Annotated in this window: 15 protein-coding genes; 14 read left to right on the top strand and 1 reads right to left on the bottom strand. The window is 37.4% G+C overall.

Going from position 1 to position 24,270, the window contains the following annotated elements; all coding sequences use genetic code 11:
- Window positions 1-1,314: a UDP-N-acetylmuramate--L-alanine ligase gene (gene murC / locus Q0Y84_RS03845; protein WP_297951066.1), complete on the top strand. Its 1,314-nt coding sequence runs from the start codon at window positions 1-3 to the stop codon at window positions 1,312-1,314.
- A 66-nt stretch (window positions 1,315-1,380) separates the two neighbouring features.
- Here murC and Q0Y84_RS03840 read toward each other — a convergent pair whose 3' ends face one another.
- Window positions 1,381-2,958, bottom strand: coding sequence for a M1 family metallopeptidase (locus tag Q0Y84_RS03840; RefSeq protein ID WP_297951064.1), 1,578 nt, complete (start codon window positions 2,956-2,958; stop codon window positions 1,381-1,383).
- 134 nt (window positions 2,959-3,092) lie between these two features.
- Here Q0Y84_RS03840 and Q0Y84_RS03835 point away from each other — a divergent pair, with 134 nt between their 5' ends.
- The 13 genes from Q0Y84_RS03835 to Q0Y84_RS03775 all read left to right on the top strand — a co-directional run bounded on the left by Q0Y84_RS03835 (window position 3,093) and on the right by Q0Y84_RS03775 (window position 24,221).
- Window positions 3,093-4,070: a class III bacteriocin gene (locus Q0Y84_RS03835; protein WP_297951062.1), complete on the top strand. Its 978-nt coding sequence runs from the start codon at window positions 3,093-3,095 to the stop codon at window positions 4,068-4,070.
- 640 nt (window positions 4,071-4,710) lie between these two features.
- Complete coding sequence (locus Q0Y84_RS03830) at window positions 4,711-9,846, top strand: YSIRK-type signal peptide-containing protein (protein WP_297951059.1); 5,136 nt, start codon at window positions 4,711-4,713, stop codon at window positions 9,844-9,846.
- Between the two features lie 108 nt (window positions 9,847-9,954).
- The gene (locus tag Q0Y84_RS03825) at window positions 9,955-12,462 is read left to right on the top strand and encodes an SEC10/PgrA surface exclusion domain-containing protein (RefSeq protein ID WP_297951057.1); all 2,508 of its coding nucleotides are present in this window, start codon (window positions 9,955-9,957) and stop codon (window positions 12,460-12,462) included.
- A 328-nt stretch (window positions 12,463-12,790) separates the two neighbouring features.
- A complete protein-coding gene (locus tag Q0Y84_RS03820; protein ID WP_297951055.1) occupies window positions 12,791-13,096 on the top strand; it encodes a type II toxin-antitoxin system RelB/DinJ family antitoxin in 306 nt (101 codons plus the stop codon).
- A gap of 17 nt (window positions 13,097-13,113) precedes the next feature.
- On the top strand, window positions 13,114-13,998 hold the full coding sequence (locus Q0Y84_RS03815; RefSeq protein ID WP_297951053.1) for an SPFH domain-containing protein: 885 nt from the start codon (window positions 13,114-13,116) through the stop codon (window positions 13,996-13,998).
- Window positions 13,999-14,121: 123 nt separating this feature from the next.
- Complete coding sequence (polA, locus tag Q0Y84_RS03810) at window positions 14,122-16,785, top strand: DNA polymerase I (protein ID WP_297951051.1); 2,664 nt, start codon at window positions 14,122-14,124, stop codon at window positions 16,783-16,785.
- A 9-nt stretch (window positions 16,786-16,794) separates the two neighbouring features.
- Window positions 16,795-17,625 carry a bifunctional DNA-formamidopyrimidine glycosylase/DNA-(apurinic or apyrimidinic site) lyase gene (gene mutM / locus Q0Y84_RS03805; RefSeq protein ID WP_297951049.1) on the top strand — a complete coding sequence of 277 codons (831 nt, stop codon included), beginning with the start codon at window positions 16,795-16,797 and terminating at the stop codon, window positions 17,623-17,625.
- Entirely contained in the window at window positions 17,622-18,224 is a 603-nt protein-coding gene (gene coaE, locus Q0Y84_RS03800) for a dephospho-CoA kinase (RefSeq protein WP_297951047.1), read from the top strand. Before mutM ends, coaE begins: the two co-directional genes overlap by 4 nt.
- Window positions 18,225-18,226: 2 nt before the next feature.
- Window positions 18,227-18,694, top strand: a complete 468-nt coding sequence (gene nrdR / locus Q0Y84_RS03795) for a transcriptional regulator NrdR (protein WP_297951045.1) — start codon at window positions 18,227-18,229, stop codon at window positions 18,692-18,694.
- Between the two features lie 2 nt (window positions 18,695-18,696).
- Complete coding sequence (locus tag Q0Y84_RS03790) at window positions 18,697-20,031, top strand: DnaD domain protein (protein ID WP_297951043.1); 1,335 nt, start codon at window positions 18,697-18,699, stop codon at window positions 20,029-20,031.
- A 23-nt stretch (window positions 20,032-20,054) separates the two neighbouring features.
- Window positions 20,055-20,963: a primosomal protein DnaI gene (gene dnaI / locus Q0Y84_RS03785; protein ID WP_297951041.1), complete on the top strand. Its 909-nt coding sequence runs from the start codon at window positions 20,055-20,057 to the stop codon at window positions 20,961-20,963.
- Between the two features lie 285 nt (window positions 20,964-21,248).
- Entirely contained in the window at window positions 21,249-23,186 is a 1,938-nt protein-coding gene (gene thrS, locus Q0Y84_RS03780; RefSeq protein WP_297951039.1) for a threonine--tRNA ligase, read from the top strand.
- Window positions 23,187-23,315: 129 nt separating this feature from the next.
- A complete protein-coding gene (locus Q0Y84_RS03775; protein ID WP_297951037.1) occupies window positions 23,316-24,221 on the top strand; it encodes an Abi family protein in 906 nt (301 codons plus the stop codon).
- Window positions 24,222-24,270: the final 49 nt, after the last annotated feature.

Raw genomic sequence — 24,270 nt, 5'->3', positions numbered from 1 at the left:
ATGTTAGATAAAAATAAACAAATTTGGTTCATTGGTATCAAAGGTACAGGGATGGCATCCCTTGCCTTGCTTTTACATGACTTAGGATATGATGTAGCAGGTAGTGACATTGAAAAATATACCTTTACGCAAGTGCCACTTGAAAATGTGGGCATTGATGTTAAAAACTTTAACCCGGATAACATCAAGAGCAATGATGAACAAGTAATTGTTAAAGGGAATGCTTTTAAAGAAGACAATCCAGAAGTTAAAGCTTGCCTTGAAAAGGGTGTTAAGTGGCAATCATATCCAGATACTGTTGAAGAAATTGTGCAAATGCATACTTCAATTGGTATTTCAGGTACTCACGGCAAGACTTCAACTACCAGTCTTTTATCACACGTCTTAGGTGAAGTTGCTCCAACTTCATACTTAATCGGTGATGGTCGCGGTAAGGGCGTGGCAGATTCACGTTTCTTTGTTTATGAAGCTGATGAATATCGTCGTCACTTTTTGGCATATCACCCAGATTACCAAATCATGACTAACATTGACTTTGACCACCCAGATTACTTCAAGGATCAAGCTGACTACACTAGTGCATTCCAATCAGCCGCTGACCAAACTAAGAAGGCGCTCTTTGTTTGGGGTGACGACAAACGTTTGCAAAGTTTGAAGACTGACATTCCTAAGTACACTTATGGCTTCAAGGATACCGATGACTTTCAAGCAGTTGATATTAAGAAATCAACTACTGGTTCTAAGTTCCATGTTTTAGCACATGATAAAGATTTAGGTGAATTTGAAATTCACTTATTTGGTGACCACAGCATCTTGAACGCCACTGCAGTAATTGCTGTTGCTTATACTGAAAAGGTACCAATGGATGACATTCGTGAAGGGATGTTGACCTTTAAGGGTGCTAAGCGGAGATTTAGTGAAAAAGACTTTGGCGATATTGCGGTAATCGATGATTATGCTCACCACCCAACCGAAATGCGAGCAACTATTCAAGCTGCTCGTCAAAAGTTCCCAGATAAAAAGTTGGTTGTTGTTTTCCAACCGCATACTTTCTCAAGAACTAAGAAGTATCAAAAAGACTTCGAAGAAATCTTGCGTGACGTTGATAAAGCTTACGTAACTCCAATCTATGCTTCAGCTCGTGAAGCTAACGGTGATATTTCAAGTGAGGACTTGGTTAAGAATATTCCTGGCTCAGAAGTAATTGACTTAGACAATATTGCTGACTTGACTAAGAATAAGAATTCAGTCATTGTCTTTATGGGTGCAGGTGATATTCCTAAGTATGAAGATGCTTTTGAAAAATGGCTGTAAAAAGTAAATATAATTAGTTCTAAACAATAAAAAGCAACACTACTGAAATAGCAGTGTTGCTTTTGTTTATCTTAAATATGCTGGATCAATGAATTGTTTGATAATGTAATTTACATTAGCAGAATTGTCATACTGACGAATAATATTTAAAAAGTCTTGCGTAGTTGCTTGCTTAAATTTATAGGTTTCATAGTATTCATGCAGTGCCGCAAAGAATTTTTGTTTACCCATAATTCCCATTAAAAGTGCAGGAAAACCGCTTCCACCTTCATAAGCCATGGCATCGGTATCTACACCCTTAGGTGGATTATTTAAAGGACGATTAATGAAGTAAGCCTTTTGTTTATTCTTAACGAAACTTTTAGCTTGGTCTTGAACTAATTGGTCGACGCGTTTAACATTTTTGCGAGTATAAAACTTACTTGCATCTTCTAATTTAGCTGCTAGAGCTTTACTCTTAGTATAAGTTAGATCATAAACACCATTTTCAAGGAAATTAGTTAATCCTTCATCAAGCCAGGGTTCCATATATTCATCATTGCCGACAGTGGCATAGAACCATTGGTGACCAATTTCATGTGATACATCTTCGGTTAATTCTGAATATTTAGATAATTCGATAGGTGCTGTTACAACCTTTTTCTTTTTACTGGTCTTTTTTGGTTTAGCTGCTTTTTTCTTATTTGAATTTGTAACAAAACCGCTAGCATCGATCATAATTAGTCCAGGATATTCCATGCCACCGGTATCTTTACCTAAAAGGCCTTCGGTCATATCTAATTCATGGTAAGGGTATGCACCAATCTTTTTAGTAAAAATGTTGAAACTGTCTTTAGCAGTTAGTAATGCTAACTTATTGTAATTTTTACTGCTTTTGCCCGCAAAATAATAATTGTTGACTCTAACGCCATTAGTATAAATATGATCAACTTTGAATTTGTTGGAGGCAACGATAGCAAAGTCTCTCATATTTTTTGCAGTAATAGTGGTTCGACCATTTTTAGTTTTGTTTTGACCACTTGCTGCTACCTTATATGATTTGGGAGCGAAGAAGTTAACGTGAAAATTGCTGACGGCAGTATTGCGGTTTTCGCCTTGATCATAATAAGGATGGTAATTCCATTTACCATTGCGGAAATCACTTAGATATGGGAAGCAAAAAGAAAGATTGTAGACTTTCCCTTTGTTAATACTTTGATAGCCGAAACGATCTTGTCTCTTGGGAACATCGGTGACGACGTTAATAGTTAAATTAGTAGTTTGTCCCTGAGCTAATTTTTTGTTAACAAATAAATTGCTTTTGTCTTTGCCAGTATGGTAAGAAAGGTGCTGTCCATCTGCGGTAATGCTTTTAACTGTTGTGTTAGCATTTTTAGTGGATTTAAAATGTTGGTGGTCATATGCTAGTACACCATGAGCAATATTTCTTACCAATAATTTTTTAACTGGCTTTTGATCATTGTTAGTGATTTTCATAGTCACTTTTTCAGTTAATTGATTTTTGCGAGTATTGAGCTTGATACTCATATTGTATTGTGTAGCTCGGATGGTAGGATCGGAAGCAGCCTGAACATTAGTGTTAAAACTAAATAAAGCCGTAACGGTCGCTGCACCGAGCAGCAAGGTCATAATTCTTCGTTTCATTAATTTTTCTCCTCCAAAAAAATTAATCTAATTATGAAAAGAATAAAGAAAAAAGTCAATCCAATTTTTCTAAAGATATTTGAGGATAGGTTATAATTGATTATGTCTGGAAGTTAGAGAAAGAAGATAATAAAATGGTAAAAAATATTACGCCTGAATTAGTTTATCGCTTAAATGGGATGCATCATGTGGTAGCACAAGTTGGTGCCGTGATTGATAATCATGTTTTTGCTTTGCAATTATTACATAGTGCTCATGATGTGCTAGTTTATCGCAAGCATGAAGGTCTAACTAAAAATATTGACTACACTGAACCACATTTAGTGATGACTGGTTTTGGTCATACTCAAACTTGGGTGCCCGCTAATGACAATGATGAATATTTTGTTGGCGCTAAGCCAAATTCAGGCAATTGGACTACACAAATTGCGCGGGTAAAATATCCTAGACTTTTGACAGAAAATTATACTTCTAATACACAGTTGCCACGTTTGTCGCACTTAAATCATGCAACAGATGTAGCTTATGATGGCCATAATCATTTGCATAGAGTAGAAGCATCTGTTTCACCAAATGGAAAATATTTGCTGATTGCAGCAATTTGGAATGACGATTCAGGTCATTTTGCCTTATATGATTTAAATGAAGTTAACCAAAAATTAGATGAAAATGGTACAACTAATACGCCAATTACTGACTTGCATTGTCTGAGTGCTTTTCATATTGATGATTTTGATCACCCAAGCGTCGCTCCAAGTGAAGAAACATCACAAATGATCGATTCAGTTCAAGGCTACGCCATTGATGATGATAAAAATATTTATATTTCTAATCAATTGTCGCCATCAATTAATCATCTAACTGGTGAAGTAACTACTTGGTCACGCAAGATTATTAAATTCCCATGGGGTGAAACTAATAGTGATAATTGGCAAGTGGCAATGATTGATGGCATTGATTTGCCTGATCGCTACAGCGAAATGGAAAGTATTCATGTTAAGGCACCAGATGACATTTATTTGACGGTTGCTTACCACCAAAAATACATTAAAGATGGCGAATACAGTTTAAGAACACTAGAAAATCAAATTTTCCATATTAGTGATTTATAGGATAAGTGGAAAAGATCGCCGTGTAGGCGGTCTTTTTTGCATGATAGAGGTCATTTCCAAAAAATTTTTTACTATTTTTTAGTTATTTACTTGCTGCGTATATATTATTTGAAATAACTGAGAGAATAACTAGCAAAAATCTATCAAATAATGCCTATAATATAGCATTTATGAAAGAAAAAGATTTCGTATAGAAAATATCACAGAAGGCCTGATTGTATTATGCAAAAATGCCAGTCTCTTTATTTTTTCTGAAAAACTATACAAAGAAATTAAATAATGCCCTTTACTTTTTTAATAACAAAAGTGATAATACAGGTGTTGAGAGTTATTTAGAAGGGATGAGCAAGATATGGATGTATTAAAATTAAATCAAGCAACCGATCTTGCTTGTGCTGTAAATAAAGCTTTCAGTGCAAAAATCAGAATGGGGGGGGTGCGCTCCGCTATCTGCTTAAGCCTGACAAGGGTTCTAGAGCATTAAACGGTCGTACTCCGTCCCCGGAAAAAATTAATAAGCAATCAAAGAAAGCACTTAGTTTCGCCTTGGGAACTGGTGCTTTTTGTCGTGGACGCGAAAAATAACTTGCGGCCACTTTTTGCTTGCGTAAAAGATTAATTTTTCCAGGAGGACTTATTAATGTTAGGAAAAAATAATTTCAAGGAACGGCTACGCCAGATGGAGGATCAAAATAAGAAAGAACGTTTCTCCATTCGTAAGTTAAGTATTGGTGCAGCCAGTGTGCTGATTGGTTTTGCCTTTATGGGATTAGGAATCCAAACTGTTCAAGCTGATGTAGTAACACCTGGGTCCAAGCCAGCTACTGAAGAGGTAAAGGCAGCTGCTAATAACAATAGCAATAATGCAAATGAGCAAAAGGAAAAGCCTCAAGTTACGCCAAATGCAGTTGAATCAACTAAAAATGAACAAGTAAATCAAACCGCTAAGAATGATGCAAGTTCATTAACAGTTAATGACAGTGCAGTTAAGGCACAACCTGAGACTCAAGTTAAGACTTCTAATGAAAAGAAAGATGACGCATCTCAACTTGTTACAGACAAGACTAAGGATGTTGTCACTTCTTCAAAAGAAACCCAAACTACTTCTACTACAGATACTGCTGCAAAGCCAAAGATAGACGGGAATTCTGCAGATAAAAAGCAAGCTGAGCAAAAGTCAGATGCTAAAAAGACTGATACTGAGGCCAAAGCTAACGAAGTTGCTAAGGCAGATGAAACAGGTACTGTTAACGATGTCCATGTAACTTCAGCTGCAGATGATCTTGAAGCTGCTATGAAGAAGGCTATGGATCTTGAAGACCTAACTTCAGGTCATAAGTTGACTACTGACCAAGTTAGTCAAATTGATGCCATCTTGGAAAAGGGTCAAGCATTATTTAATCGTTACTACGCAGCACAAGTTGATGGTAAAAAGATTACTTCTATCTTGAGAAGCAACCCAACTGACGGTGGTTCAACTACTGGGAATAACGAGACTGAAGGACACGAAAGCCAAACCTTTGATCCAAGCCAATTTGCTAATGTAAGCCATGATTTGAATTCTTTATTGACTAATTTACAAGTAAACAATACCTATTTAAATAATGGCTCATTTTTACAAACTATTTCCACTGACGATGATTTTAGACGTGCAGTGACTGATAGTACAACTATTGCAATCTATCTGACTCATGATATTAGTATATCAAGTTCGATAGAAGATGCTAAAAATCACTTAACTATTTATGGAGAAGGACATAAATTAACATTTTCTAATTATTGTAGTATTGTAACTTCAAATGCTAGTTTAGGGTTTGATGATGTTACTATTGATGTTTCAAATCGGTCAATGTGTATTAATGATACTGCAGTAGCTGATGGATTATCAGTTAGTTTTAATAACGTTATTTTTAAGAATTTAACTGGAAGATTTATAAGTGGTATTGATGTTGATTCTTCTTCTGTAAGTTTTACAGGTTTTAATAAGATTGAGTCAGCCAACAATAGTGCTAATAGTCCTATCTTTAGAGGGGAAAATTTAACTATAAATGGTAGCTTAGTATCAGATAGTCCTTTACCGATCCCTTTATATTATGGACGAGGACTTACGATAAATGGAACGCTAAGAGCAAGCTATAACAATGGGGATCCTTTTATTTGCGTATGGAATAGACCTATTGAAATGAATAGGGGCATAACTTTTGGATCTAATTCTCAGGTAGATATTAAAGGAAATGGTTCATCTGCTCTAGGACTGGGTTCACACCTTGATTCTCCAATGCCCTTTACAATTTATACTGGTGCAAAAGTTAATATTGATGCAGGTGATACTACCCCCATTAGATTCTTAGGAAATACTGATGTAGATATAGATCTCCAAGGAAATAGCGAATTGAATATTTCCGGTAAAAATGGTGTTTTGCAAAGGGGACGTAGTAGTAGTTTTGGAAAATTATCTATTTCGGCTGATTCTGGATCATCTTTAAAGATTAACACTACCGGCAACCAGGATAGTACTCTTGCTATTTATGCACAAAATCCAAAATTAATAAGTCTTAAAACTCAAAATGGTAATTTTGATACTAGTAAAGTAACTTTTGATACAAATCAAAATGCAGGATTATACCTTAAATCTGATACTGAAGAAGGTTCATGGAAAGTTTCTGGAATTCAAGGCTCTGTTGGAAACGGAACTATCATTTCTGGAGCAGGATTTTGGGGTAAAACACCGCTGGCTGAAGTTCCTACTAAAGGTGATTCATCTGAATATAAATATTCTAGTGAAGATGAATATCATGAGATAACACGAGGAAACTCCTTTAATGATTTAGTTTATAGTGCTGGTGAAAGTCAAACAGCTCTTCAATCTTATTCTGGACGTTATAATGCTACTTCAGATGTTGTGACTGTTCATGCAATTAGTGGTGGTACTGAAAAACTCGGAGATGCTTCTTCATATATTCACATTACAAACTCTAGTATTCAGCCATCAGCATCTGGATATAACGTAAATAATGATGATACTAATGTAATAAGAGGAATTAAATGGATTAAGGGGGTTATTACCGAATCTAGTCATAATGCATTTGATCCAACGAATCCACATTCTAATCCTGTAACTTCACAAGCAGGAGCAATTACTGTTGATGCTAATGGTGATGTTACTCTTAATACATCTGTTGGCACTGTAGGGATTAATGGTAGTAACGCTACTATTGCAGTAACTTATCATGATGGCTCAATTGATTATGTTCCTGTTAAGCTTAATGTTGTTTCAGCAGAGGTAAAGCATGGTAATACAGATCCATCCCAACCAAATTCACAAAACAACCCAATTTATTTGAATATTAAAACGCCTGATGATTCAGACGCAGAAAACGTAATTAGTAATACTGATCAGCTTTCACAATGGCATCCTACTTATGAGTTTACTGATGATCAAGGAAATCCTATTTCAGAGTTTGGATCAGGTACAGATATTTTAGGTGATAATTCCCATAAACTTATTCAGACTAATGTTAAGGTTAGTTATAAGAATGCAACTGATCCTAACGTTGCCGATGGTTATCAAATTATCCCAGTATTTATTCGTGTTAATAAGACTTTAGCTGACCAATATAGTGATGACGTTAAAGCTAAGAATAACTTTAAGGTTTTGGATGGATCACAGACCTCATTACAAAATGATGCTAAAGCTGCGTTAGATATAACTATTCCTGCTTCTGATCCGCAACCGACTGTTACATGGGCTGTTAACCCAACCGTGCAAACCGATGGTAGTTACAAAGGGACTGTCAACGTCGTATTTACGGATCCAACTGATAACTCTACTTCTTCATTCACAAGGGATATAACTTACCATGTAATAGCTAAGGCAGTTTCTAAGACCGATCAAAATGCTATTACTTTTAATGAAGATGGTACTAATGTAGCTACTCCATCAATCACTATTAAGAATGGTGAAAATGAAGGACAAGATCTCTTAAATTGGAATGGTAGATCTGAACCAGAGGGTCAAAGCTATAGTGTGAGTGGCTTGATTTATATACATGATCATCCAGACCTTTTGGAACCTACTGAGGTTCAACATCAAAATGCTAATGTGCAAGTTCAACTAGCTGATAATAATACTTATACTGGCGGTCAAAATGATGTAACTCTTGCTAACGGTCATAAAGTTTACAATGTTTCAGTAGCTTTGATTATTCCTAGCGACGCCGCCAACCACCACCCAGGCACAGTCGATCCAGGCAGACATCCAGGCAGACATCCAGGCAGACATCCAGTAAATCCAGAAGATCCAGATGGACAACAGTTCTATGTCGATGGTGACAATGTTTATGTCCACGTCAACGGCACAGTACCAGCGGTCGATCAAGTAGTAAAAGTGACAGATGGCCAAGGTCAGGCAGTAGCAAGTGGAGCAGACACCTACACAATTAGTGGCTGGAATGTTCCAAGCACAGCAACAGCCGGCGACCACGCAGAGCAGTTAACGATTAACTACCATGATGGCACCAGAGCAACGCTCGACTTGAATGTCCACGTCATCGGCGGTAATGGAGCAGATTTAACTCATACAGTTTATGGCGGCACAACAAGTCCAGCAGCTAAGAACCAAATCAGCAATAACAGCGATTTGGCAAGCAAGTTTGGCGACAATATCAGCTACAGTTGGTACAAGGACGCAGATGGAACTACAGCAATGACGAATGCGGACTTCAATACCGTAACTACAGCAGGTAATTCAGACAATGCATGGATCAAGATCAATTGGGGCGATGGCACCAGTGAAATGGTCGGCATCAAACTTAACTTAACTAGTGCTCATGTTCCAGATAATGAGAACAACACTCCACTACCTCGTCCAATTCCTGTAACTCCGGGTGAAGATCCAAGTCATATTACCGATTCGACACCATCCGATCCAGTTCCAGGCGTAGACCCAGACTCAGTTCCAAGTGGTTCTCATACTAGAATTGATCCAACTGGTCCAGTTCCAGATACTACAACTCCGGGCAGTCATCCAGTTGATATCATTGTTGATTACCCAGATGGAACTCACAGCAATCCAATCCGTACCACAATTGTGGTTCCAGAATCAGAAGAGCCAGTTTATGTTCCAGAAGAACCAACACAGCCAGCTCCGACGACTCCAGCAACGATTACCACTAGTGTGATCTTCACTGATCATGGTCACGAGATTGCAGGCTTCCCAATCAGTGGCAAGGAAGGCGAAACTATCCCACTTGCTAAGGTTAAGGAAATCATTAAGAACAACATGCCAAAGGGCTACGTTCTTGATATGGATCTGGAAAAGGCCTGGAAGGAAGGCAAGTTCATTATCAGTGCTAAGCATCCAATCTATATCAATATTGTCAAGACTCATCGCCAAATGGTTCTCTTCATTGATAAGAAAGGGCGCATCGTAAAGCGTGTTTACGTTGTAGTTAAGGAAGGCCAGAAGTTCAGTAAGAAATTTGTTGGCCGCTTATCAAGAAAGCATCAACCGAAGGGCTACAAGATGACTAGCTACAGAAAGGTTGCTAAGCACTTAGACATCTTCGTCAGTGGTAAGAGGACTAAGGCAACTGATTATGGCAAGCTTGTACTCTACGTTGGTAAGGGCGGCAAGATTATCAAGCGTGCTAACATTAACAAAACCAAAAATAAGTTTGATAAGGCTAATGCCAAGAAGCACTTGCCAAATGGCTACAAGCAAGCAGGACACAAGCATATCAACCGCCACGTTGATGTTTGGGTAAATAAAAAATAATAGGAATAGAAATTTGTCCTATTAATAATGATTTATGTGCAAAAAGGCGCATAAAGAAAAGACGGAAGATTATATTTCCGCCTTTTCTGGTAGAGAAAGGAAATATAAATGAATAAAAAATTTTGGTTTGCTAGTTTGAGTGCAGCTACTCTTGCAGGCTTGTTGCTCGTCAATAACAATCAGGTTAAGGCGGCAACTACTCAAGAAGGTACGACAACCGCTGATCATCAAGTAGCCGCTGATCCAATTCAGAATGCTCAAGCAAATGTAGATTCAGCGCAGGTAGCAGTTAACACAGCCAAAAATACCGTGACAAACAAAGAAAATGCCTTGCAACAAGCTAAGGCTGACCATGAAGGTGCAATTACTGCTTATGATCATCAATCCCAGACCGTGCAAGATGCACAAAAGGTTGTTGATCATAAGCAAGCCGCATTAGCTGCAGCTCAAAGAGCCGCCGCTGATGCCACACCGGATAAGATTGCTCAGGCTCAACACAGCTTGGACCAAGCCAATCAAGAAAAGACCGCCGCTGAAGCTGCAGTAGTTACTAAGCAAAATGATTCTGATCAAAAACAGGCTGCTTATAATACTGCTAAATCAGAAGCAGAAACCGCTGCTAGCGATGCTAATGCCAAGAAAGCGGCATTAGACGCTGCCAAGGCAAATGAAGAAAGCAAACAAGCTGTATTAACTGCAGCTAAACAAGCTTTGCATAATGCAGCTCATGAACGCAACAGTAATCAAATTGAAATTGATAATGCTTTTAAGACGGCAATAAATCAAGCTCAGGATTACTTTGATCAACATCATACATTGGCAACTGCTCCTCAAAGCATTAAGGATGCCATTAAAAATGCAGGTGCAGGCTTACTTTTGCAGAATCGTTACCATTCTAATGAAGCAGATCAACGTAATGTTATTAATATGGCTGATATTACCGATACCCAAAAGAATGATTTGCGAATGTATTACCTGAACTTGTTAAACGGTATTCGCCATCAATTAGGCTATGAGTCGCTTGAATACAACAAGTCGGCAATGAAGCTATCTGATAAAGTTGCCCAAGGCTATGAAGAAGATAATTGGGATTCTGAAAGCAGGGGGCATGACGTTCCTGCTCTTCAAGCCGGCTATGAGGATGTCGGCATCACTAGAGCTTATGAGGAAGCAATGGGATACTACCAAAAAGGCTGGGTGCCAGATTATGATAGCACCCATCAAAATCCTGAAGGCACCTATGATCAAATGTCTGCACCTGATTTAAATGTAGTAACAATGGACGACGTTAAAAATAGTTTATACGGTGTAGTTTCCAACATGCTCTTTAATGATGAAAGTTCCGGTTGGGGACATACATTAACTTTGACTCATCCTGATAGCAAGTACATGGGGTTGTCGTTTTCTAAGTATGGCGATACCTTGGCATTCCATATGAATCCGGTTGATCCTAGCTATATTGATGATTCAACTAAGTTTAATCAAAACGATAACTTGCCATTAACTACTTCAACTGGCTCTCATGCTGACTTACAAGCTGCTGTTGATGCTGCTCAACATGATTTAGCTGATGCTAGTGCCGCCGTTATCGCTGCACAAACTGCCTATGATCAAGCAAGTAACAACAAAACAGCTAAGGATCAAGCAGCAAGTGCTGCTAAGAATGCTTTAGATAATGCTAAAGCTGCATTACAAACTGCTCAACGAGCAGTAACTGCTGATCAAACCAACATTGAACGTTTGACCAATCAATTGCAATCATTACAGCATCCTCGTCAAGCCGTTCAAGATGCACAAAGAGCTTTAACTAGTGCACAGACTGATTTGACTAATGCTCAAAACGCTTTGCAAGCTCTTCAACCAGCTAGAGACGCTGCCCAACACCAAATTGACGCAGCTCAACAAGCTGTAACAACTGCAAGAAATAATTTACAAGCAGCTCAAACCAGACTTACTCAAGCACAAGCGCAATTGAACAACTTACAACATCCAGCAGTTTCTGTTGATCCTAATGGCGGCATGGTTGTTCAACCTCAAACGCCAACACCAGCGGTACCTGAAGTTCCAACGACTTCAGTTGATACTTCAGCACCAACTATCACAGAAAATACAACTCCAGCCGTTCAAGCAGAACCTGTTCAATTAACAGCTAGATTGAATCTCGGTTCAATCCCTGTTTATAACGAAGCTGGTCAAGTTGTTGATCATATTAATGGTGATCAAATTGTTCAATTGACTATTCAAATGACTAAGGGAGCACAAGTCTTTTACCAAATTGCTAATAGCGATAAATGGGTGAATGCTAGTGACCTTAGCTTGCAACAAGAGCCGGCTAAGAAGCTTGCTCCAACTAAGAAGGCTCAAAAGAACAAGAAAGCCAAGAAGGCTAAGAAGACTAGTATCAGTCATAAATTTAGAAGAATTGCACGCGTAGTCAAAAGGGTTAGATTAGTTAACGCTCATGGCAAAAAGACTAAGAGAACTTTAAGCGTCGGTACTAATTGGAAGACTTTTGCAAAAAAGAAGATCAATGGCAAATGGTACTACAGATTAGGTACGCAAAAGCAGTGGGTTCGTGCAACTGCAATGAAAGTACTCAAGCACAGCAAGTTTTAATTTATGACTATTTGAAAGAAGGCGATATATGTAATTAAACCTTTATCCTATCTCGAGAGTGCTATAGCTTATTCCTAATTTATCTAGTATGTACTCTCACCTAAATATTAGATACATACTTATATCTATATACTCTTTACAGTGCCCGCTATTAACTTTCTTAAAATATATTTCTTTTTACAACATTATATTCAGATCTTGATAGTGGGCGCACAGGAAGGACCAAGCGAAAGCTTGGTCCTTTTTGTTACCCAAATATTTCTAAAATCTATATACAAACGATATGCATTCAATATATAATTGTGGCGTAAAGAAAGGGGAATTTCTTATGGCTGAGAAAACAACGGGGCTTTATGTCAGAATGAATCCCGAAAAAAAGGAGAAGGCAGAAGCAATCCTCAAAAAGCTAGGACTAAATTCCGCCACTGCTATCAACATGTTTTATGATCAAATTATTTTGCATAATGGCATCCCTTTTAGAGTAGAGATTCCAAATGCATGGGATAATTTGGATCAAATGAATAGATATGAATATACTAAGCTACTTGACGAGCGGCTCAATACTCTTAGCGGAAGAGAAGATTTATTGGGTGAGATTGCCAAGAAGTTAGGTACAGAAAAGAAAGAAGATTAACTTGTGAGGTAAAAATCATGATCGCAAAAGTTGTGTGTGGAATAATTATTGTTTTATTGATTGCTTATGTTTGTTGTGGTTTTAGAATTGTACCCCAAAATAATGAGGGGTTAGTTGAAACCTTAGGCAAGTATTCTAAAACTGTAAAAGCGGGCTTTATTTTTGTTTGGCCATTGTTTCAACGAATTCGCAAAGTACCACTAGCTTTGCAGCCACTTGAAATATCTAAGTATTCAATCATTACCAAAGATAATGCTGAGATTACTACTTCGTTAACGTTAAACTATCTAGTAACTGATGCTTATCGTTACTTCTATAACAACACTGATTCAGTAGAATCAATGGTGCAATTAATTCGTGGCCACTTGCGGGATATCATTGGTCGAATGGATTTAAACTCTGCTTTAGGTTCAACTAAAGAAATTAATGACCAATTGTTTACTGCAACCGGTGATTTAACTGATATTTATGGGATTAAAGTTGTCCGAGTAAATGTCGATGAATTATTGCCAAGTCCAGAAATTCAGCGAGCAATGGATAAGCAATTGACTGCTGATCGTGAAAAGACTGCCGCAATTGCTAAAGCTGAAGGTGAAGCTAGAACCATTGAAATGACCACTAAGGCAAAAAATGATGCCTTAGTTGCTACGGCTAAGGCTAATGCAGAAGCAGTCAAAACGCAAGCTGATGCCGATGCATATCGGGTACAAAAGATGCAGGATGCCTTGTCTAATGCTGGTGAAGGCTATTTCAGAAATCAAAGTTTGGATAGCTTTAACCAATTGGCTCAAGGTCCCAATAATTTAGTTGTAGTTGGCAAAGAAGAAATGACCGAATTAGGTAAGTTGCCAGCTATGAAGAAAGTTTGGGATGAAGCCGGCAAGCAAGATAGTGCAGAATAATTTTTTCTAGGTTAGTCAATTGCGACTAGCCTTTTTCTTTCAAACAACATGCTGAAAGATTACTATGAAAACTGGTAAAATAGATAAGTAAAAGAATAGATCTATTTGTTAAAGGGAGAGAAAATGGCTGATAAAAAATTGCTTCTAATCGATGGTAACTCTGTAGCTTTTAGAGCCTTCTACGCACTTTACCGCCAACTAGAATCATTTAAGAGTCCAGATGGTTTACATACTAATGCCATTTATGCTTTTAAAAATATGCTCGATGTGCTTTTAAAGGATGTTGAGCCAACCCATGTTTTAGTGGCTTTTGATGCGGGCAAAGTAACTTTTAGAACAAAGATGTATGGCGACTATAAGGGTGGCCGTGCTAAAACTCCAGAAGAGTTATTAGAACAGATGCCTTATATTCAAGAAATGTTGCATGACTTAGGCATTAAAACCTATGAATTAAAGGACTATGAGGCTGATGATATTATTGGTACTTTTGCTACTAAGGGTGAAGAAAATGGATTTACGACTACAATTGTGACAGGGGACCGTGATTTGACTCAGCTAGCTTCAGACAAGACAACAGTTGAAGTGACTAAGTCGGGTGTATCACAGCTTGAAGCTTATACTCCTGAACATATGAAAGAAGTCAATGGCGTAACGCCAACTGAATTCATTGATATGAAGGCTTTAATGGGAGATTCATCGGATAATTATCCTGGTGTTGAAGGAATTGGTCCTAAGACAGCTTCTAACTTGATCCAAAAATACCATACAGTTGAAAATCTGTACGATCATATTGATGACTTGAAAGCTTCTAAACGTAAGGAACGTTTAATTCGTGACAAGCATAATGCTATTTTAGGTAAAAAATTAGCTACGATCGATCGTCATGCTCCAGTTTCTCTTGATATTGCGGATGTTAAGCGCCAACCGGTTGATTATGAAAAGCTGCGTCAATTTTATGAAAAGATGAATTTCCGCAAGTTTTTGGCAGAATTAAATGCAAGTGGTCAAGGACAAGACGCTACTGGAGTAGAAAAAGTGGAATATACAGTTCTTACTGACGATAATGTGAAGGAAATTAAGACTACTGCTGATGACAAGATTGAGTTTTACCTAGCAATGCTTGGGGCTAACTATCATCTTGCACCATTTGTCGGTTTTGCTTTAAAGATTAATGATCAAATCTATGTTTCACGCGACGTTGAGCTTTTACAAGAAGATAATTTGCGTCATATTTTAGAAAACGAACAAATTAAGAAAAATGTCTTTGATCTGAAGCGGACGATGGTTGGTTTGAACCGGTTGGGGATTCATGTTCATGGTCAAGACTATGATATGTTACTTGCTTCATACTTGGTCAATAATGAGAATAACTCTAATGATCTTGGTGAAATTGCTCATCTATATGGTGATTATTCAGTTAAAACTGATGTTGAAGTTTATGGCAAGGGTAAAAGTGAGCATATTCCTGATGATGACGATGAACTGTTTAACCATCTTGCTTCAAAGGTAAATGCAATCGAAAGTTTAAAGAAGCCACTGCTTAAGAAACTGAAGGAACATGAACAAGATGACTTGTTTGAAACAATTGAAATTCCAACAGCGCGCGTTTTAGCTCGAATGGAAATTGACGGGATGAAAGTAGAAGCAAGTACCTTGCTTGAACTTCAAAATGAATTTGCTGTTCGACTAAAAGAATTGGAAGACAAGATTTATCAACAAGCTGGCGAGCGCTTTAATTTGAATTCACCTAAGCAATTAGGTCATATTTTGTTTGAAAAATTGAATTTACCAGTAATTAAAAAGACCAAGACTGGTTATTCCACTTCTGTTGAGGTATTAGACCAATTAAAGACACAAAGTCCGATTGTTAGTGAAATTTTAGATTATCGGCAAATTGCTAAGATTCAATCAACTTATGTCAAGGGCTTGCTTGATGTGATTCAGCCAGATGGTCGCGTACATACGCGTTATCTACAGACATTAACAGCAACCGGTCGACTTTCTAGTGTTGATCCTAACTTGCAGAATATTCCTACACGAACTGAAGAAGGAAAGCAAATCAGAAAAGCCTTTGTGCCAACCAATCCTGATGGTTACATCTTCTCTTGTGATTATTCCCAAGTTGAATTGCGAGTATTAGCTCATGTTTCTGGTGATCAAAATATGCAAAAAGCCTTTAAGACCGGCTATGATATTCACTCACATACTGCAATGAGAATCTTCCATTTAGATTCACCTAATGAGGTAACTCCGTTAATGCGGCGTCATGCTAAGGCGGTTAACTTTGGAATTGTTTATGGTATTTCCGATTATGGTTTGTCAAAGAACTTAGGCATTTCTAGAAAACGTGCCCAAGAATTTATCGATAATTACTTTAAACAATATCCACAAATTAAAGATTACATGAATAAGGCAGTGCAAGAAGCACGTGAAAAAGGCTATGCTGAAACAATTATGCATAGAAGACGCTATTTACCAGATATTCATGCTAAAAAATTCACGGTCCGTTCATTTGCAGAAAGAACGGCAATCAATTCGCCAATTCAAGGTTCAGCCGCTGATATTATCAAAATTGCTATGATTAATATGCAAAAAAAGTTAGATGAATTGCATTTGAAGACGAAGATGGTGGTTCAAGTACATGATGAATTAATCTTTGATGTGCCAAAGGATGAATTGGAAACCATTAAAAAGATTGTCCCAGAGATTATGCAATCAGCGGTTAAACTTGATGTGCCACTAATTGCGGATTCTGGTTGGGGCCATAATTGGTATGATGCAAAGTAGGTGATTTAATTGCCAGAAATGCCTGAAGTTGAGACGGTAAGAAGAACTTTAACACCGTTAATTGTTGGTAAAACAATTGAAAAAGTAGTACTCTGGTATCCAAAAATTGTCGCAACAGATCATGAAAAATTTTTGTCCGAATTACCGGGTAAAAAGATTCTCAAAATTGACCGATATGCTAAGTATTTACTGATTCGTTTGAGTGATAATTTAACAATTGTGTCGCATTTACGGATGGAAGGGAAATATCACCTTACCACTCCGGATGCACCTAAGGATAAGCACGATCATGTGGAATTTATTTTTACTGATCAGACTGCTTTGCGCTATAATGATGTGCGCAAGTTTGGCCGGATGCAGTTAATTTTAACCGGGACCGAGCGTCAGACTACTGGAATTGGCAAACTAGGCCCTGAGCCTAATAGTGCCGAATTTTCAACAGATTATTTTATTAATACTCTAAGTCGCAGAAAGAAAAATATTAAAAATGCTTTGCTTGATCAGACTGTTGTTGCGGGGTTAGGCAATATTTATGTTGATGAAACACTCTGGCAGAGTGATATTCATCCCTTAAGTGTTGCCAATAAAATCCCGGTGGATAAGGTAAAAAAGCTACATCATAATATTAATCAAACCATTAATATTGCTACGCAGGAGCGCGGAACGACAGTGCATACTTATCTAGATGCTAATGGTAATATTGGTGGTTATCAAAAAATGCTGAAAGTATATGGTCATGCCGGTGAGCCCTGTCCTAAATGTGGTACAGAACTAGAAAAAATTAAAGTATCGGGCAGAGGAACTACTTTCTGCCCACATTGTCAGGTGGTTTATCAATGACCTATGTTTTAGCTTTAACTGGTGGAATTGCAACCGGTAAGAGTACAGCAGATGATTTTTTTAAGAAAAATAATATTTCAGTGATTGATGATGATCAGATTGCTCATGAATTAATGCAGCCGGGGCAAGCTTCTTGGCTAGCAATCAAGAATCATTTTGGCTCGGAATATTTAAATGCTGATCAAACGATTAATCGCAAAAAGCTAGGGCAGTTAGTCTTTAACGATCCGCAAGCTTTAGCTCAATTAAATGAACTGACTCATCCATTAATTTTTGCGCAGACTAAAGAATTATTAAAAAAATATCATGATCAAGCAATAGTTGTGCTAGATGCTCCTGTTTATTTTGAATCAGGACTAGCTCAAAAACATGTGGCTGATGGTGTCTTGGTGATTACTTTACCGAAAAAAATGCAATTAGAACGGTTAAAAGAGCGTAATAATTTGACTGACGCAGAAGCTGAAAGCCGAATTAAGAGTCAGATGTCATTAACAAAAAAAGCGCAAATGGCTGATTTTGTAATTGACAATACTGGTACAATAAAAGAATTAGAAAACAAGTTAGCACAATTATTGGTAAAAATCAGAGAAGAGGGATAGCTATGGAATGTCCAAATTGTCATCAAAATGCATCTCGGGTAATTGATTCACGACCAAGTGATGAAAACCGTGCCATTAGACGGCGTAGAGAATGTGAAAATTGTGGTTTTCGTTTTACTACTTTTGAACGGATTGAAACTGCACCATTGTTGGTAGTTAAAAACGATGGTACGCGTGAACCGTTTAGTCGCAAGAAGATTTTACATGGAGTAATGGCGGCTGGACAAAAGCGTCCAATTAGTAGTGAGCAATTTGAGCAATTAGTTGATCATGTTGAAAATAAAATAAGAAAGCAAGGCGTTAGTGAAATTTCGTCTAAGAAGATTGGTCAATATGTTATGGATGATTTGGCTAATTTGGATGACGTAGCTTATATTCGTTTTGCTTCGATTTATCGTGAATTCAAAGATATGTCTAGTTTTATGAAGACCATGGAAGACATGATGGCTAAAAAAGGAAAGGGTAATTAGTCATGTTTGCAACGTCTGATCCAAAACATCTATATTATGTGGCAAATAAGATCACCCTTTTTCCAGAAGATGAAAATATCTTGATTAAGCTTTATCAGCCGCTAGTGGGTGCAGTCGCAGTTGCTTTGTATCAGACTTTAATTAATGACTATGATCCTTATGGTATTATTTCTGATGCAAAAGGAATTTATTCACTGCAAGAGCAACTTGATTGCAGTTTAAAGGATCTGTTCCGCTCGCTACATAAGCTTGAAGCAGTCGGATTAGTGCAGACTTTTTTGTCTGATAATGTTTTTAACAACATTATTGTTTTTAAACTGTTGCAGGTTCCTAGTGCGGATAAATTCTTTGCAACACCGCTACTGGCGAGCTTATTGAAGGAAAAGGTTGGTAGTCCGACTTTTCATGATTTGAGTAGTTCTTTTGCTAAAGAAGCGAAACTGCGGGAAAAACCAATAAAAAATGCCCGTGATGTATCAGCGAATTTCTTTGATGTTTTCCGTTTGCCAGGGGATGAAGCAATTAATCCATCTAGCGAAGTGGTAGAAGCAGCGCAAGAAAATAAGGTACCTGAGATTAAAACAGCCCAGATTAACGATCAAGATCCAATTGATTGGGGTTTTATTAAAGATCAATATAATACTTATCAGATTCCTGCTCAGGAAGTAGAAACTAAAAAGGAACAAATTCGCGGGTTAATTCAAACCTATAATTTAGATGAACAAGAATTTGTCGATGAAACTATTCCTTGTTTGCATGGCACACATAAGTTAAACATGCGAGAAATTAGCAATACTATCGCCGAAAACTATAAGCGGTTGAATACGAGAGAAAATATTCAAAAGCAAATTGAAGAAGGCAAGAAAAGAGCGATTGCGACAATCAAAGGCTTGGATGATGATGATAAAAAATTGCTTTTGGAAGCAAACGAAAATTCACCTTCTGAGTTTTTATATAAATTAAAAGCAGAAAAGGGCGGCATCGTTGCGCCAGGAGAAAATTATATTATTAATCAATTGCATACTCAGTATGGCTTACCAGAAGACTTGGTTAATATTTTAATTCATACTTGTCTGACTTATGACAAAGTAGTGACATCGAACCGTGCTTACCGAATTGCTAATGATTGGCTCCAAAGTGGTATCAGTACTGGCGTGCAAGCTTTAGAATATGTGAAGAAGCGAAAAGCTGACATGCTTAAGAAACAAAATCGCCGTTCATATCGTCCAAATAAACGAGTAGAAAAAGGCACTGATTGGAGCAAGAAAAAGGCAAAAAACGAAGGCATGTCAACTGAGCAATTGAAAAATATTTTCAAAGATTTGAAAAATAAGTAACTGGATAAAAAGTAGGTGAAACAATGGAAGCAATCGGAGATTTGCTTAAAAAAATTGTGAAAGAGCGCAATTTGGGCAATGAACAGGAACTTTTAAAAACAGCTTTGCATGATCCAGATGTTCAGGCTTTTCTGAAAGCTAATGAAAAACGGTTGAATAAGGCAATTGTTCAAAATAGCATGGCTAATATTTATGAATATTATGCCCAAAAGCACAGTAAAAATCAGGTACTAGCAGGCTATGCTCCGCAATTATTTTTAAATGGCAAGGTAATTGATGTTCGTTATACACCTACCCAGGCTAAGATTGTTGCTGACCAGCAGCGAGCAGCCAAAAGACGCTTGCATTTGATTGATCTGCCAGCTAAATTACATGATGTTAATTTAAGCGATCTTGCCGTGACGGATGATCGCCAACAAGCATTGACCTTGATTTATGCTTTTTTAAAGAAATATCAAGCTGCCCCACACCAACAAGGGCTTTATTTGTCAGGTGATTTTGGCATTGGCAAAACTTATATGTTGGCTGGGCTGGCAAATTATATTGCCACCAATTTTGATCGTAATGTGGTATTTTTACATGTGCCAACCTTTATTGCAGGTTTGTCGAGTCATTTTGGTGATAATAGTTTGCAGGATGAGATTAAGAATTTGGCTGAGTGCGATGTGCTAATTTTAGATGATATTGGCGCAGAAACATTAAGTCAATGGTCGCGTGATGACGTTTTAGGCGTGATTTTGCAGGCAAGAATGGATAATGTTTTGCCAACCTTCTTCTCCTCTAATTTGGATATGAAGGCACTTGAATCCCATTTTAAAGAGACGCGTAATGCGGTTGATCCGATTAAAGCTAAGAGATTAATGCAGCGTGTACGCTTTTTAGCCAAAGAAGTAGTGGTTTCAGGACCCGATCGGCGAAATTTTTCACATTAATTAAAAAAAGTCTTGCATCGTTTGTTTTGATGCGTATAATTGAAGTTAATTAAACGAGACATGATGGTTTTCGCTTCAGAGAGAAGAGCCTAGTTCTGGAAGCTCTTCATTAGAAAAATCACCCCAATCGTTTATTCCCAAAGTTGAATTTTTATAGGTTGGATACCTTTATTAATCCGTACGAGAGGTTAGACGTACGCTAACCTGAATTTTGGGTGGAACCACGCAATTAACACGTCCCAGTGCTTTTATTAGCACTGGGATTTTTTTATTGGAGGTAAAAATATGAGTTTTGCAATTACTTTGCCAGACGGTTCAAAGAAAGAATTTGATAAGGCTGTTTCAGTTAAGCAAGTAGCTTCATCAATTGCTACATCTCTTGGAAAAGCTGCCGTTGGTGCTAAAGTAAATGGCGTTGTTAAGCCACTTGATTATGAAATTGACAGTGATGTTGAAGTTGCTATTCTTACTGACAAGGATGAAGAAGGCTTAGACATTTTAAGAGCTACTGCAGCATTTGCACTTGAAGCAGTTGCCAAGAATAAGTACCCAGAACTTCATTTAGGTCAACATGTTGCTGATGAAGGCGGCTTTTACGTAGATACTGACAAGGAAGACCAAATTAAGGTTACCGAATTGCCAGAACTTGAAAAGGCTATGGAAAAGTTGGTTAAGAGTGGTCAAGCAATTGAACACGTTGTAATGAACAAGTCAGAACTTGAAGATATTTTCAAGAATGACCCTTACAAGACTGATCTTTTGAAGAAAATTGATGCCAACAAGGTTGATGCTTACAAGTTAGGTGACTTTGTTGACTTTGGCTTTGATGCTTTATTGCCAAACACTGGTAAGATTAAGCACTTCAAGCTTTTGTCAGTTGCTGGTGCTTACTGGCTTGGCAAGTCATCAAACCCAATGCTTCAAAGAATCTTCGGTACTGCATTCTTCAAGGAAGCTGCTTTGAAGGATGACTTAAAGCGTCGTGCAGAAATTAAGGAACGCGACCACAGAACTATCGGTCGTGACCTTGACCTCTTCTTCGTTGATCCTAAGGTTGGTGCAGGTCTTCCTTACTGGATGCCAAAGGGTGCTACTATTCGTCGTGTTGTTGAACGTTACATCATTGACCGTGAAGTTGCTGACGGCTACCAACACGTTTACACTCCAGTATTAATGAACCTTGATGCTTACAAGACTTCAGGGCACTGGGCACACTATCGTGATGATATGTTCCCACCAATGGATATGGGTGATGGCGAAATGCTTGAACTTCGTCCAATGAACTGTCCTTCACATATTCAAATTTATAAGCACCACATTCGTTCATACCGTGATTTACCACTTCGTGTTGCTGAACTTGGTATGATGCACAGATATGAAAAGTCAGGTGCTTTGTCAGGTCTTCAACGTGTACGTGAAATGACTTTGAATGACGGTCACACTTTTGTTGCCTTAGATCAAGTTCAAACTGAATTCGCTAAGATTTTGAAGTTAATCATGGACGTATACAAGGACTTCGATATTACTGATTACTACTTCAGACTTTCATACCGTGATCCAAAGAATACTGACAAGTACTTTGCAAACGATGAAATGTGGGAAAGAAGTCAAAAGATGCTTAAGGGCGCTATGGATGATCTTGGTCTTGACTACGTTGAAGCTGAAGGTGAAGCTGCCTTCTACGGCCCTAAGCTTGATATTCAAACTAAGACTGCTTTGGGTAACGATGAGACTATGTCAACTATCCAACTTGACTTCATGCTTCCAGAAAGATTTGGCTTAACTTACGTTGGTAAAGATGGTGAAGAACACCGTCCAGTTATGATTCACCGTGGTATCGTTGGTACGATGGAAAGATTCATTGCTTACCTTACTGAAATCTACAAGGGTGCCTTCCCAACTTGGCTTGCTCCAGTTCAAGTTGAAATTATCCCAGTTAACCTTGATGCTCATGGTGAATATGCAGAAAAGGTTCGTCAAGAACTTGCTAAGAGTGGCTTCAGAGCAGAAGTTGATACTCGTAACGAAAAGATGGGTTACAAGATTCGTGAATCACAAACTCAAAAGGTACCTTACACTTTGGTATTAGGTGATGACGAAATGAAGGCTAACGGCGTAAACGTACGTCCTTACGGTACTGATGAAGAAAACTCAATGAGCCTTGATGACTTTATTAAAGAAATTGATGCGGACGTTAAGTCATACTCACGTGATGAAAAATAATTAGATAGATAATTATTTAGAAGATACCTCATGCGATTTTGCATGGGGTATTTTTTTAAAAGTGTAGCCGTTCCTATGTTCCCTTTAGTATAATATTTTAGTAGAAACTAAAAAGATTGAGGAATACGTATGAAACAAATGATGACCGTTGATCAGTTGATTCAACATATGAACAAAAAAGGGATCAAATTTGAGCTTTGTACTGAAGAAGAAGCTAAAGTATTTTTGAAAGAAACCATGTATTATTTTAAAGTTGCAGCTTATCGGCAACTTTATCCTAAGATATTAGAAGGAAACAGAAAAGGACAGTATCAAAAATTAGATTTTGCTTACTTGAAAGAATTGTATAATATTGATGCCTCAATAAGAAATATGATAAGAGATATGTGTTTAGATATAGAGACTCAAATCAAGGTTAAGCTAATAAATAGTACCACTCAGAACGAGAATGAAGATGGATATTCTCTTGTGAAAAATTACTTAACTTCTGAGGACAAAAATTTTCATACTCTAAAGAACATACAACAGCACAAATCAGGCGAGTATTGTCGTAACTTAATAAAAAAATATTATCCATTTTTTCCAATTTGGGTTTTAGTTGAATTAATTTCTTTTGGCACCTTACTTCACATATGTCAATATTATGAAGATAGCTATAAAGAAGAGATTATTCCTAAAAATAAATTTATGAATATTATTCGCGATTTAAGGAACGCAACCTCACATAATAATTGTTTAATAAATAATATTGCTGAAAAAATGGATGAGTCTAAACATCCAGATATTGAAATCACAAATTTTATTAAAAGATTAAACATTGTATCAACACAGACTAGAAGAAAACAACTTAGAAAAAAATTCGTATACAACATTGTAGTATTACTCTTTGTATATTGTTCATTAATTCCGATAGAAGCAAAAAGAAATAGAATACGACAATTAAAAGAATTAATGGATAGTATTTCAACTAATGATGAATTTTTCAAAAGTAATCCTCAAATTACTTCGAAACTGTCAAATCTTTTGTGTAAATAGATCTTTCTCGTAAATTGATTTTTTAATTATTTATTTAATCAAAGTAGGA

The sequence above is a fragment of the uncultured Lactobacillus sp. genome (assembly GCF_947367125.1).
Lineage (GTDB): Bacteria > Bacillota > Bacilli > Lactobacillales > Lactobacillaceae > Lactobacillus.
Note: the sequence above shows the minus strand (reverse complement) of the source record. Positions and strands in the feature narration are given on the sequence as shown.

Coding starts and splice junctions, on each gene's coding strand:
- murC (WP_297951066.1), top strand. CDS start 1: ATGTTAGATAAAAATAAACAAATTTGGTTCATTGGTATCAAAGGTACA.
- Q0Y84_RS03840 (WP_297951064.1), bottom strand. CDS start 2,958: ATGAAACGAAGAATTATGACCTTGCTGCTCGGTGCAGCGACCGTTACG.
- Q0Y84_RS03835 (WP_297951062.1), top strand. CDS start 3,093: ATGGTAAAAAATATTACGCCTGAATTAGTTTATCGCTTAAATGGGATG.
- Q0Y84_RS03830 (WP_297951059.1), top strand. CDS start 4,711: ATGTTAGGAAAAAATAATTTCAAGGAACGGCTACGCCAGATGGAGGAT.
- Q0Y84_RS03825 (WP_297951057.1), top strand. CDS start 9,955: ATGAATAAAAAATTTTGGTTTGCTAGTTTGAGTGCAGCTACTCTTGCA.
- Q0Y84_RS03820 (WP_297951055.1), top strand. CDS start 12,791: ATGGCTGAGAAAACAACGGGGCTTTATGTCAGAATGAATCCCGAAAAA.
- Q0Y84_RS03815 (WP_297951053.1), top strand. CDS start 13,114: ATGATCGCAAAAGTTGTGTGTGGAATAATTATTGTTTTATTGATTGCT.
- polA (WP_297951051.1), top strand. CDS start 14,122: ATGGCTGATAAAAAATTGCTTCTAATCGATGGTAACTCTGTAGCTTTT.
- coaE (WP_297951047.1), top strand. CDS start 17,622: ATGACCTATGTTTTAGCTTTAACTGGTGGAATTGCAACCGGTAAGAGT.
- nrdR (WP_297951045.1), top strand. CDS start 18,227: ATGGAATGTCCAAATTGTCATCAAAATGCATCTCGGGTAATTGATTCA.
- Q0Y84_RS03790 (WP_297951043.1), top strand. CDS start 18,697: ATGTTTGCAACGTCTGATCCAAAACATCTATATTATGTGGCAAATAAG.
- dnaI (WP_297951041.1), top strand. CDS start 20,055: ATGGAAGCAATCGGAGATTTGCTTAAAAAAATTGTGAAAGAGCGCAAT.
- thrS (WP_297951039.1), top strand. CDS start 21,249: ATGAGTTTTGCAATTACTTTGCCAGACGGTTCAAAGAAAGAATTTGAT.
- Q0Y84_RS03775 (WP_297951037.1), top strand. CDS start 23,316: ATGAAACAAATGATGACCGTTGATCAGTTGATTCAACATATGAACAAA.